The sequence below is a fragment of the Methylotenera sp. genome (assembly GCF_029946165.1).
Lineage (GTDB): Bacteria > Pseudomonadota > Gammaproteobacteria > Burkholderiales > Methylophilaceae > Methylotenera.
Map to the genome: position 1 here is coordinate 92182 of NZ_JAQSDZ010000018.1, position 12616 is coordinate 104797.

Genomic DNA, 12616 nt, shown 5'->3' on the forward strand with positions numbered 1-12616 from the left:
TAAGACATTTAAACCTATGACGATTAACAATATTAATATCGAGCTCACTCCCGATCAGGTTATAGTCGGCGAACATCTTTACGCTGAAGCCATTAATCTTATTTTAGCCACTGCAGAGCACGAACTATTGATTTTTGACCAAGATCTCAGTCATGGAGATTTTGCCAGCAAACAAAAACATGAGTTGTTTCAGCAGTTCTTAAATAAAAGCCCAAGCAATCAATTAACGATTGTTTTACAAGACACTGGATTTTTTCAGAATAAATGCCCTCGTTTGCTAGATTTACTCACCATTTACGGACACAAAATGACCGTGTACGAAACTAATCAAACGGCAAAACATGCTAAAGACTGTTTCATATTGGCGGATGATAAACATTACGTTAAACGCATTCATATCGACCAAGCCCGCTTTCGATATAGCTTGGATGACCTTGCGACCGCAAGCTTACTCAATACTAGATTTAAAGAGTTGCTTGAAGCTACGCAAGATGTCGTCACTATTTCAAGGCTGGGTTTATGAAACTACTTAATTTAGCAACTGGCAAATGCGCTCGAATTCTTTCGCTTGCGAGCTCCTTATTAACGCTCTCATTGTTCTCACTCAATGCATTCGCTGCAACCGAGTTTAAGATTATTGACTTACAACATCATTTTGCAGAAGATATTCTGCCTATCATTCAACCTCTAGTTGGTAGTGATGGTACGGCAACTGGCATGCAAAACCACTTAATCATTCGGGCTAGCCCAGAGAAGATGATAGAAATAGAACAAATGATCTCTACATTGGATGTTGAGCGTGAGAATCTGAAAATTACCGTAAGCCACCAAAATAATCTCCAAACTAACGATGAAAATTTTGCTGTGAGTGGTCGCAAACGCATAGGTAACGCGACCATAGGCACAAATAGATATCCCAGAAATACTGCGGATGGCGTTCAGCTTGATATTGAAAACAATCAAAGCAGCATTCGCAAAAACGGCAACCAGTTTATTAATGTGCTGGATGGGGGGAGCGCGTTTATACGAGTTGGGCAATCTATACCATATACTCAAGAATGGATCACACTCACGCGACGCTATGCAAGCATCCAACGTACCACCGAATTTGTAGACATCAGCACTGGGTTTTCTGTGCGGCCTCGTAGCATTGGGAATCAAATCGAATTACAAATCACACCAAGAATTGCGCAACTCAACCAAAATAGTTACATAGACTTTGAGGAGCTCAGTACCATTGTAAGAGTAAATCGTGGTGAATGGCTGGATTTAGGTGGCATCATGCAACAAAAAGATGAAGTGAGTCGAACTATTTTAAGTAAACAAAATATAGGTCAATCTCAGAGCAATGCATTGTCTATTCGTGTTGAATAGGGAAAAATAGATACAAATTTATTAAATGTTGTGAAAATAATACATTTTGTTGGAAATTTTGTCGTTTTCTTATTGAAAGACACTGGTTTTTTAAAAAAAAACTGGTAAAATTTGTGCCACTCGGTATAGCTAATTAGGTAAAACTTTTAAGCGGTTATCGAAAAAAGTTTTTTAACTAGTTATAAACCTTAAGGAATAAAAATGACACGTTCTATTTTACTTGCTGCATTATTAGCTCTTGCTTTAACTGCTTGTGGCGAAAAAGCTGCTGAAACTCCATCTGCTGAAGCTGAAGCTGCTGCTGAAGCGGCCGCACCTGCTGCTGCTGAAGCTGCTGCTCCTGAAGCTGCTGCTGAAGCTGCACCTGCTGCCGCTGAAGCTGCAGCTCCTGCTGCTGCTGAAGCTGCTGCTGCCGAAGCTGCTAAGTAATTAGCTTCTAGTCAGAAGTGACAAAAGCCGACTTTTAGTCGGCTTTTTTGTGATTATAGTTTCTGTATTTACGCTCTTTAGCTCTTAATAATCTCTCGCCAATTAAAACCTTGTACCTGATCAGCAATTCCAATCCAATCGTCTTGGCAACCTAATACATTTGCCAAGCTAGATTTAGCAAGTGCTGGTGTATTGTTTTTTGCACTGAGGTGTGCAGCCAAAATATGCTGTAACTGACTATTATCTAATTTTGATAATAAATTTGCCGAATCTTGATTTTCAAGATGTCCAAAATCACCACCAACACGCTTTTTGAGCGCCCAGCTATATGGCCCAGATTGCAACATACTGGCATCATGGTTACATTCCAGCACTAGCGCGTTACAACCACTTAATTTTTCAGTGATATGCGGCGTGGTGCGACCAACATCTGTGAGTACGCCTAACTTGTGGTTACCATCAGAAAATACGCATTGCATTGGTTCACGCGCATCATGCGGCACGGGGTATGGCAGAACATGAATATCACCTATAGAGAACTCACTATGGCTATCCACAACATTTAATTGAAGATCATGTTGTGCGGGGATATATCGAGTAGACATTTTGAGTGTGCCATAAGTGAGCCACACAGGAATTTTGTACTTAGCGGCAAATTTAAACGCGCCGCCAGCGTGGTCATCATGTTCATGGGTAATGACGATGCCAGCCAAATCATCTGGTTGTAGATTTAAGCGCGTTAATCTAGCGAGCGTTTCTTTAATACTAAACCCACAATCCAACATGAGTCTAGTTTGATTGATTTCTACGACTAGCGCATTGCCAGCACTGCCGCTACCCAGCGAAGCAAAGCGCATCGTCTATTTATCAGAACTTTATCGAGGACAGAATCCTGATAAAGCTATTTCAACTGCTCGTACATTAGCGCAATAATACGGTTAGCTGTAGTCGTTTTAACTCGCCCACCGTCTTTATCCACTACTGTTACCTTAGTACCAGCATTTTCAGCATCAGCTACATAAATGCGGTATTGTTTTTCTGGGTTAGTTTTTTGTTTATCATCATTACCCCAGAACTTTAGTTTTTCAACCATACTTTTTTCTTCTTTTGCCTCTTTAGTAGCCCCTGAAGCTTCTTTTTCATCGTCACCCCAGAACTTCAAGGTTTCGAACAAGCCTTTCTTTTGCTTTGGCGTATCGTCGATATCTACATCAGCATAACGTACAAAGAACAAACCATTCGAACGATCCTTATCTTCAATGACAAAACCCACTCTGTCTAAAGCTAAACCGACTCGGCGCCATGCGCGGTCAAAAGCGTCATTTAAGTTTAATGTTGCGCTACCATCAGGCTCCTTTACCACACTAGCACGTTTTGGTGTGCTAGCTTGCGCCAAAATAGTTTTGGATTTTTGTTCTTCAACGCCAAGTTTTACCATTAAGCGTCTTAATAATTCGGCATCTAATTCTGCATCTCTGGCATCGGCAGTAGGGGCAGATTTTGCAGATTTTGCATCAGCTCTATAACCAGTGTCAATTTCACCTAGTTGCGTTTGCACACGATTCTTACCATCATCAGGCGCAGCATTCACTGAACGATGAGTCATGTAGATTTCAGTGGTATTTGATTCATCACCCCTATCTAAACGTGTACGGAATTTTTTCTTATCCGCTAAACCAGAAAGTCTATCTAGCCATTTATCAAATTTTTCACCCATATTGCCTGAATCATCTTTTTTAATGGCGTCCGCATCAATCCATTCAGTTTCCATCACACCAATTTGTGCATCTTCTGAACGCACAGCAAATCCTTGGTCGGTCCAGAATTCGCGTATTACTGGCCATATTTTTTCAGCAGGTGCGTTGACGACTAACCAACGCTGCGCACCAGCTCTTTCTAATCTCACTCCATCAGGATTCGTTAAGACCTTTTCAACCCCCACTTCTTGGCTATCTTGTGCTTGGCTATAAGCTGAATAGCTAGTATTGCCAGGAATAGAATATGCATCACTGACTGGGCTAGCTGTTAAATCTGGCGGCACTTCTAATGGTTTAGATCTGCTGGCACCCTTATAATCTGACTCGTTATTGATAAATGGAATAGAGTCACAGCCGACTAAAGTGGCAGTGAGTAGCAAGTAAATGGCTGTACGCTGGATATGCATTTGTTTCATTCAGACCTCTTGAGAAAACGATTTTGCTTTATGTAAAAAATATTTCTTATAAAATACCGGATGGTTTGCTGGCATTGCGTAAAACATCATGATATTGCGCTGACAAATGCACCATAGGTAAGCGAATACCCATTTTAATTAAGCCCATTTGTGCTAATACCCATTTAACTGGAATAGGGTTAGCCTCAATAAATAATTTTTGATGTAAGGGAAATAGCTTAGCATTAATTTCGCGCGCTGTGATTGCATCTCCCGCCACAGCTGCAACACACATTTCGTGCATTAACTTGGGCGCTACGTTACCAGTGACTGTAATCACACCTTTGCCACCAAGCAACATTAAAGACATCGCTGTAGCATCATCGCCACTTAACACAGCAAAGTCTTTTGGCGCGCGTAAGATTAAATCCGTACCGCGTTCGATGCCACCTGTGGCATCTTTAATACCGATAATATTTTTATGCGTCGCTAAACGAATTGTTGTGTCATTGGCAATATCACAGCCCGTGCGACCTGGCACGTTATATAGAATTTGCGGAATATCCACGGCATTGGCGATGGCCATAAAATGCTGATATAAGCCTTCTTGCGTGGGTTTGTTGTAGTAAGGCGCAACCAGCAAACATGCATCTACGCCAAGCTCTTTGGCTTTTTGGGTGAGCTCAATGGCTTCTTTAGTTGAATTTGCACCTGTACCAGCAATGACTGGCACTCGACCATTCACTTGGCTTACTGCCGTTTCTATCAGCAAACAGTGTTCATCAAAATCTACCGTAGGTGATTCACCTGTAGTGCCTACAATGACAATACCATCTGTACCTTGATCAATATGATAATCAATCAACGCATTCAAAGAAGGTATATCTAAACGCCCGTCTTCGAACATAGGCGTAACGATAGCAACTAGACTACCTTGAGCGACTGAACTACCTTGCAGCATAGCAAACCTAAACTATTAGTAATTCAGTATTTTAACTTAAAAGTTCAGTAAATAAACAGCTTCTATATGCAAACTTATTTACCCGCTAATTTGCTGATTGCTAATAATTATTCCATATCGTTATATCTGTATAATTACTGATGCTTTGTTAATCGCAAAACTTAGCGCTATATTAGTCGTCATATTAGCGACACCGCTGTTTTAGCAACCGCTTTACGGTGCACGAACAAGGCCTAAACGAGGTATAATTCGCACTCATTTTATTAATACTCAGATTCACTTATTTAGTATTGCACAGAAGCTCACATGACTTTTGATTTCCACCATTACATTATGATCTTGATTGGTACAGTGCTTGTAAACAACATTGTACTGGTTAAAATTTTAGGGCTTTGTCCATTTATGGGCGTTTCAAAAAAACTTGAAGCGTCAATAGGTATGGCTGGTGCGACCGCATTTGTATTAAGTATAGGCTCCATGACCAGCTGGGGCGTTAATCAGTACCTACTTGAACCAAACAATTTGCAGTACCTGCGTACGCTCTCTTTTATTGTCATCATCGCTAGCGTGGTGCAGCTTACCGAAATGATTATGGAAAAAAATTTCCCGCCGCTTTATCAGGGCTTGGGTATATTTTTACCTTTAATCACCACCAACTGCGCGGTGCTGGGCATTCCATTATTGAATGCTCAAGCTAGCCATAGTTTCCTCGAATCTTTACTTTTTGGTTTGGGCGGCGCCATTGGATTTTCACTGGTACTTATTTTATTTGCTTCCATGCGTGAAAGACTGGAAGCAGCGGATGTACCGATTGTTTTAAAAGGTTCTGCAATTGCCATGGTAACTGCTGCTTTAATGAGTTTAGCTTTCATGGGTTTTGCTGGGCTAGATAAATATTAGGTCAATTAAGCTAAATATCAGTTAAAAACCAAGTACTTAAAAATATCTACATGTTAATTTCACTTTACATTATGCTTGGCCTTGCTTTGGTGCTCGGCACTTTATTAGGCATTGCCGCTTTGCTATTCAAGGTAGAGGGCGACCCGTTGGTCGCGCGTATCGACGCAATTCTGCCACAGACCCAATGCGGACAATGCGGCTATCCGGGCTGCAAGCCTTATGCTACCGCAATTGCCGCGGGTGAGGCTGACATTAACCAATGCCCACCAGGCGGTGATGCTGGCGCACATGCATTGGCCGATTTAATGGGCGTGGAATACAAACCTATTAACGCTGCCAATGGTGTAGAGAAGCCTAAAGCGGTGGCCTTCATTGATGAAGATATCTGTATCGGTTGTACTTTATGCATACAAGCTTGTCCTGTAGATGCAATTTTGGGTGCAGCGAAACACATGCACACCATCATCGCATCCGAATGCACTGGTTGTGAATTGTGTGTAGCGCCTTGCCCAGTGGATTGCATTTCGATGGAACCAATTGCTGAAAATCCTGATAATTGGAAATGGAAATATCCTGTAATACCAATTATAGCCGTGCCTTTTGGGGCGAATAACGCCAACTAAAACTGCAATCATTAGAAATTAATACCAGAAAATACAAATAAAACTAAGCATGAATGCAATTATCAACTTTGCGAGCAATTTAATTCGCGGCGTCTCTAGCAATAAAGATGTCTTTAAATTCAATGGTGGCGTGCATCCGCAGGATCATAAAGCGGAGTCAACCACGCTGCCTATCGCCGAGCTTGCCATTCCGGAACAACTTGTATTACCGTTACGCCAGCATGTAGGCTATATTCCTAAAGTTTTGGTGCAAGTAGGCGACTTTGTCCTAAAAGGTCAAATGCTAGCCGAACCAGAAGGTACGGTATCTGCCGCGATTCATGCGCCTACTTCTGGCACGATTTCCGCTATAAGCGAACAAATTATTCCTCATCCATCTGGTCTGCCTGATATGTGTATCACGCTAACGCCAGATGGCAAAGATACTTGGGCGAAATTACAGCCTTTGGATTGGAGAAATACCGACAAAAAATTATTGGTTGATAGCCTACGTTCATCGGGCATTGTAGGGCTGGGAGGAGCAACGTTCCCGACGCACATTAAATTGCTTACAAACGGCAAGTCTAACGTACATACTTTAGTGATTAACGCAGCTGAATGCGAACCTTATATCACTTGTGATGACATGCTGATGCGCGAACGTGCAGACCAAGTGGTCGTAGGCATTGAAATCGTACAGCATTTGCTAGGCGCGGAGAAATGCATCATCGGCGTTGAAGATAATAAATCTCAAGCAGCCAGCGCAATGACAAATGCCTGCGTTGGTAAAAGTATGCAAGTTAAAGTGGTGCCCACGCTTTATCCGAGTGGCGATGCGCGACGTTTGATTCATTTGCTACTTGATATTGAAATTCCGAACGACAAACGCTCGACGGATGTTGGCATACAGGTATTTAACATTGCTACAGTGTTGGCGATTTATCGCTATTTTGAATTTGGTGAGCCATCTATTAAGCGCATAGTGACGATAACTGGCAATGTTGCTAAACCGCAAAATTTTGAGGTGTTATTTGGTACTCCACTGCATTCATTGATAGCCGCGGCTGGTGGTGCTAAATCTAATACTACGCATTTCATCATGGGCGGCCCAATGATGGGCTTTGATTTACCTAACGAGCAAGTGCCAATTACTAAAGCGGCAAACTGTATTATTGCTGCCGCACCAGATTTATTTGCACCACCACCACCAGCTATGCCCTGCATACGTTGTGCGCGTTGTGCAGATGCGTGCCCAGTTAACCTGCAACCGCAAGAGTTGTATTGGTTTTCAAAGGCAGATAATTTTGAAAAAGCACGCGACTATAATTTATTTGACTGCATAGAATGTGGCTGCTGCTCTTATGTATGCCCAAGTGATATTCCATTAGTACAATATTATCGCTATGCAAAAAGTGAAATTATTGCCTTAGATAAAGCCAAAGAAGCCGCCGATTTAGCACGCGAGCGCAATGACTTTAGATTAGCGAGAATTGAACGTGAAAAATTAGAGCGCGCACAAAAACATGCTGAACGTGCGCAAGCTGGCAAAGCGGAAGCTAAATCGAGTGAACCCTCTTCAGTGGAAACCACTAAAGAGAAGCCTTTAGAAAATCAGAATGCTGAAGCGAATACCACTGCACCCACTGATAAACAAGCCGCCATTGCCGCAGCGATTGCTCGTGCTAAAGCGCAGAAATTAGCCTCAGCGAATGCAGTAGAATCGCCAAAACAGAAAGAGGCGCCCACTGAAGTAGAGAAAACGCCAGAGGTAGAAGCCGCAGAACTGAAAGCCAAACAGGATAAGCAAGCACTTATCGCCGCTGCGATTGAACGCGCAAAAGCGCAAAAACTAGCGGCTGTTCAAGCTGGCGTAGCACCTAAAAATGTAGAAAACGTAAGTGCGGCTGTTCAGGCAGAAATTAATGAAACTGATGCAATCCGCGAAAAAGTAAAACTGACTACCGAAACTAAAAAGTCTGAATAAGCAAAAGCCAGAATTAATAGGATAATCATTTGAACCGCTCACCCTACATTACCGACTCACCCTCTGTCAGCATGATTATGCTCAAAGTGCTGCTGGCGCTGGTGCCAGGTATTATTGCCTACACATGGATTTACGGCGGTGGCATTTTAGTGTCAATTACTATTGCGACAAGCACGGCTTTAGTGGCAGAAGCCGTGTTGCTTAAAGTTCGCCAACGCCCAATTAAACCTTATTTGATGGACATGAGTGCAGTAGTAACTGCATGGTTATTAGCCCTGGCATTGCCACCATTAGCGCCTTGGTGGTTAGTCGTTGTCGGTACCCTTTTTGCGATTATTGTCGGTAAACAACTATACGGCGGCTTAGGTTACAACCCGTTTAATCCTGCTATGGTCGGCTATGCGGTATTGCTAATTTCTTTTCCATTGATTATGACTAAGTGGCCAGCACCCTTATTATTAGCAGAACATCCGCTAAGTTTTATGCAGCAGTTGAATTATATCTTTAGCCAAGTGCTGCCAAATGAGATTAAAGTCGATGCGATAACCTCCGCCACACCGCTTGACTACTTAAAAACGCAATTGATGCTCAAGCATGAAGTGGCAAGCATTACACAAGCGCCTATATTTGGCCAATTTGGCGCAAAAGGTGGCGAGATTGTAACAGGCGCTTATTTGCTTGGAGGTTTGTACTTAATACAGCAACGCATTATTAGCTGGCACTTACCGACGGCATTTCTAGGGGCTTTAGCGACCATCTCACTGGCGTTTTATGCCATTAACCCTGCTCATTATGCTGACCCTCTATTTCACTTAATGAGCGGCGCCTCTATGCTATGTGCGTTTTTCATTATTACCGATCCAATCAGCGGGCCAACAACCCCGCGTGGCAAGCTCTACTTTGCGGCAGGGGTTGGCACACTTACTTATTTAATACGCGTATTCGGTGGTTACCCAGATGGTGTGGCGTTTGCGGTGCTATTAATGAATATGTGCGTTCCATTGATTGATGCACATACACAACCTCGCGTCTTTGGTCATAAAAAATAGTCTGGGCATAAAACAGTATGCAAGAAACCATCTTTAAACATGCAGTTAAAACCGCCATCACGTTGGTGGCTTTTGCCTTTGTGGGCACTGCAATGCTTGCTTTTGTATTTGATATTACACGCGCGCCTATCGAAGCAAGCGAAAAAGAAGCACGCTTGGCACTGTTTAAACAAATATTGCCTGAAGGTACTTACGATAATGATTTATTAAAAGATAGTGTTGAAATTGCGCCTAATACACTATTGGGCAATCATCAACCAACGGTGGCTAACATTGCAAAACTCAACAACCAAACAGCTGGCGTCATATTAGAAGCAATTGCGCACGATGGCTATGCTGGTGACATTAAGCTACTGATTGCGATTCGTGCAGATGGCTCAGTCAGCGGAGTGCGCGTATTAACGCATAAAGAAACCCCTGGATTAGGGGATTATATCGACATTGCTCATGGCAACTGGATAAAACTATTCGATAATGAATCGGTCAATAACACAGCGGACAACCAATGGCAAGTGAAAAAAGATGGTGGTAAATTTGATTATATGGTCGGTGCAACCATCACACCGCGCGCAGTTGTGAAAGCTGTTTATAAAGCGTTGCAATTTTATGAGGCGAATAAAACAACACTTTTTGCAGTTGCTAAAATTGAATCAAAAGATCAATTAAAGATCATTAAGGATAAGCCATGAGCGACCTCTATAAAGAAATCACCATCAATGGTTTATGGAAGCAAAACGCTGGCGTAGTGCAGTTGCTGGGTTTATGCCCGACCTTAGCCGTGACCACGAGCGCTGTGAATGGAATAAGTTTAGGCTTGGCTACCGCATTAGTCATGGCTGCGTCCAATGGTTCGGTTTCTCCAGTGCGTAAATTTGTACCTAACGAAATCCGCGTACCAGTTTTTATTTTGGTCATTGCAGCACTCGTAACCGTGATTGATTTATCCATTAACGCCTTTGCCCACCCATTGCACAAAGTATTAGGCATCTTTATTCCACTCATTGTAGTGAACTGCATAGTATTGGCTCGGGTTGAATCTTTTGCCGCTAAAAACGCACCTGTGCCATCAATACTGGATGGTTTTATGATGGGCATTGGCTTGACTTTCGTACTCGGTTTATTAGGAGCTATGCGTGAGTTCGTCGGTAAAGGCACGATATTATCTGGCTTGGATTTAATATTCAGCACCATGCCTAATCATCTTTACATTCTCCCTGACTACCACGGGCTATTATTAGCCGTGTTGCCACCTGGCGCCTTTTTAGGTTTAGGTATATTGATTGCGTTACGAAATTGGATTGAAATTAGAAAAGCAGCCAATGTGAGTACTCCTAAGCTCAATCTAAAACCTGCACTTAGCCATTAGATACACAAGCAATTACTAGCATTAATTTATGAACGAGCAAAAACGCTTTGAAATTTTTAAGCGCCTAAGTGCAGCTATACCGAACCCATCTACTGAACTTAAACATAGCTCTACCTTTGAGTTGCTAATTGCGGTGATATTATCTGCTCAGGCGACTGATAAAGGTGTAAATCTTGCCACTGATAAATTGTTCGCCGTTGCCAATACCCCAGAAAGTATTCTAGCCTTAGGTGTAGATGGCTTAGAGCATTATATTAAAACGATAGGTTTGTATCACGCCAAGGCAAAGAACGTGCTTGCAACCTGCCAAATGCTTATTTCACAGCATGCTTCGCAAGTACCAAATAATCGTAAAGCTTTAGAGGCCTTGCCTGGTGTAGGTAGAAAAACGGCCAATGTCCTTCTAAATACTGCCTTTGGCGAGCCTACCATAGCCGTAGATACGCATTTATTCAGACTGGGGAATCGCATTAAACTGGCAACGGGGAAAACTGTTTTAGAAGTTGAAATGAAGTATCTAAAAACAATACCTAAAAAATTTATGCACGATGCCCATCATTTACTCATCTTGCATGGGCGCTATGTTTGCACGGCGCGTAAACCAAAATGTGCCGAGTGTTGTATTCAAGACTTATGCGAATACGAAGCTAAAGAATATGCTCCTTCATCAGCATATATAATTCAGCCATGAAAGTCGCCACCAGCCTAGTACTCGGCAATAAAGCCAGCCCTGCTTTGGTGGCTGAAGCCGTTTCCAAAGCAATGCTAAAGGCGGACATTACCGTTGCCTCAAGTGTGTTGCTACTATTAACTTCTGAATTTGCCGATGACCCACAACCCGCTATTACTGCCGCAGCCAAAGCCGCAAACTGCACGCAGGTGTTTGGCTGCTCAGCCACAGGGATATTCACAGATGAGGATTGGGTATTAGATTCACCCGCAGCTGCTGTCATGGTGTTTGGGGGTGATGTGAGTATACAAACTGCAAAGCATCATCAGCCAGAACAAACTTTATTAACCATCAGCGCGCCAAATGCGATTAATAGCACGTGGTTAAATGATGGTAATGCACGTTATGGCGGAATATCTGGTGATGCTGTCGGGCAAGGGCCTTTCTCGGTCTGGCAAAATGCTAAAGGTGGTAATACAGGTAAAGTCGACGCCTTCATTTCAGGTGTGAAACTAGTAAGCAAAGCCTCTCATGGTTTTAAAATACTCACTGAGCCTAAGCAAATTCAGAAAATTAATGATTTTGACATTGCACTGATAGACAATCATTCACCGCTAACCTCATTAAAAAACGCGTGGAAGACGCATAGCAAAGGCAATGAACCAATCCCGCTACACTTAATGATGGCCGTTTATGCTGAAGATGCGGAAGCCATTAACCAGGGTGAATTTGACCAAACCAACTTAATCAGTATTGATGAAAATACTGGCTGCATTACCTTAGCGCAGCCACTTAACACAGGGCAATTTTTAAGTTGGGGTATACGCGACCAAGGAGTTGCTGAGGCTGATCTAGTATTAACAACGCAACAATTAACTCAAGCGCTAGGCACGACGCCAACATTTGGGTTATTGTTCTCTTGTTTAGGTCGCGGACCTTTTTACGATGGCGTAGATCATGACTTAAGAGTGATTGCCCAACAACTACCCAATATGCCCTTGATAGGGTTTTATGGTAACGGTGAGATTGCTAATATTGCTGGTAAAAACCAACTTCTGCCATACTCGGCTGTGCTCAGTTTGTTTGCAGAAAACACAGGCTCCTAGTTTAAGTCTATGCCTATAAATGT

14 protein-coding genes are annotated in these 12616 nt (G+C 42.6%); 11 read left to right on the plus strand and 3 right to left on the minus strand.

All coding sequences use genetic code 11. The features are described 5' to 3' along the window. Nucleotides 1–16: 16 nt before the first annotated feature. The 3 genes from PSV17_RS10010 to PSV17_RS10020 all read left to right on the plus strand — a co-directional run bounded on the left by PSV17_RS10010 (nucleotide 17) and on the right by PSV17_RS10020 (nucleotide 1803). Entirely contained in the window at nucleotides 17–523 is a 507-nt protein-coding gene (locus PSV17_RS10010; RefSeq protein ID WP_300482153.1) for a hypothetical protein, read from the plus strand. Continuing rightward, on the plus strand, nucleotides 520–1374 hold the full coding sequence (locus PSV17_RS10015; RefSeq protein ID WP_300482154.1) for a secretin N-terminal domain-containing protein: 855 nt from the start codon (nucleotides 520–522) through the stop codon (nucleotides 1372–1374). The genes PSV17_RS10010 and PSV17_RS10015 overlap by 4 nt, the downstream gene beginning before the upstream one ends. A gap of 201 nt (nucleotides 1375–1575) precedes the next feature. Then, on the plus strand, nucleotides 1576–1803 hold the full coding sequence (locus PSV17_RS10020) for a hypothetical protein (RefSeq protein WP_300482155.1): 228 nt from the start codon (nucleotides 1576–1578) through the stop codon (nucleotides 1801–1803). Between the two features lie 77 nt (nucleotides 1804–1880). Here PSV17_RS10020 and PSV17_RS10025 read toward each other — a convergent pair whose 3' ends face one another. From PSV17_RS10025 to dapA, 3 genes are read right to left on the minus strand one after another with little or no spacing between them, the layout of a single operon-like run. Further along, on the minus strand, nucleotides 1881–2660 hold the full coding sequence (locus PSV17_RS10025) for an MBL fold metallo-hydrolase (RefSeq protein WP_300482157.1): 780 nt from the start codon (nucleotides 2658–2660) through the stop codon (nucleotides 1881–1883). 44 nt (nucleotides 2661–2704) lie between these two features. Beyond that, a complete protein-coding gene (gene bamC, locus PSV17_RS10030; RefSeq protein ID WP_300482159.1) occupies nucleotides 2705–3976 on the minus strand; it encodes an outer membrane protein assembly factor BamC in 1272 nt (423 codons plus the stop codon). Nucleotides 3977–4022: 46 nt separating this feature from the next. Next, entirely contained in the window at nucleotides 4023–4916 is an 894-nt protein-coding gene (gene dapA / locus PSV17_RS10035) for a 4-hydroxy-tetrahydrodipicolinate synthase (RefSeq protein WP_300482162.1), read from the minus strand. A gap of 306 nt (nucleotides 4917–5222) precedes the next feature. Here dapA and rsxA point away from each other — a divergent pair, with 306 nt between their 5' ends. The 8 genes from rsxA to PSV17_RS10075 are packed head-to-tail and all read left to right on the plus strand — an operon-like array spanning nucleotide 5223 to nucleotide 12593. Continuing rightward, nucleotides 5223–5816, plus strand: coding sequence for an electron transport complex subunit RsxA (gene rsxA, locus PSV17_RS10040; RefSeq protein WP_300482164.1), 594 nt, complete (start codon nucleotides 5223–5225; stop codon nucleotides 5814–5816). Between the two features lie 50 nt (nucleotides 5817–5866). Further along, on the plus strand, nucleotides 5867–6439 hold the full coding sequence (gene rsxB, locus PSV17_RS10045) for an electron transport complex subunit RsxB (RefSeq protein ID WP_300482167.1): 573 nt from the start codon (nucleotides 5867–5869) through the stop codon (nucleotides 6437–6439). 49 nt (nucleotides 6440–6488) lie between these two features. Further along, nucleotides 6489–8402, plus strand: coding sequence for an electron transport complex subunit RsxC (gene rsxC, locus PSV17_RS10050; RefSeq protein ID WP_300482169.1), 1914 nt, complete (start codon nucleotides 6489–6491; stop codon nucleotides 8400–8402). Between the two features lie 29 nt (nucleotides 8403–8431). Beyond that, on the plus strand, nucleotides 8432–9451 hold the full coding sequence (rsxD, locus tag PSV17_RS10055; RefSeq protein ID WP_300482171.1) for an electron transport complex subunit RsxD: 1020 nt from the start codon (nucleotides 8432–8434) through the stop codon (nucleotides 9449–9451). A gap of 17 nt (nucleotides 9452–9468) precedes the next feature. Beyond that, nucleotides 9469–10140: an electron transport complex subunit RsxG gene (gene rsxG, locus PSV17_RS10060; protein WP_300482173.1), complete on the plus strand. Its 672-nt coding sequence runs from the start codon at nucleotides 9469–9471 to the stop codon at nucleotides 10138–10140. Then, on the plus strand, nucleotides 10137–10817 hold the full coding sequence (locus tag PSV17_RS10065) for an electron transport complex subunit E (RefSeq protein WP_300482175.1): 681 nt from the start codon (nucleotides 10137–10139) through the stop codon (nucleotides 10815–10817). The genes rsxG and PSV17_RS10065 overlap by 4 nt, the downstream gene beginning before the upstream one ends. Nucleotides 10818–10845: 28 nt before the next feature. Next, on the plus strand, nucleotides 10846–11508 hold the full coding sequence (gene nth / locus PSV17_RS10070) for an endonuclease III (protein WP_300482177.1): 663 nt from the start codon (nucleotides 10846–10848) through the stop codon (nucleotides 11506–11508). Further along, nucleotides 11505–12593, plus strand: a complete 1089-nt coding sequence (locus PSV17_RS10075) for an FIST C-terminal domain-containing protein (RefSeq protein WP_300482179.1) — start codon at nucleotides 11505–11507, stop codon at nucleotides 12591–12593. Before nth ends, PSV17_RS10075 begins: the two co-directional genes overlap by 4 nt. The last annotated feature ends 23 nt before the right edge of the window (nucleotides 12594–12616 follow it).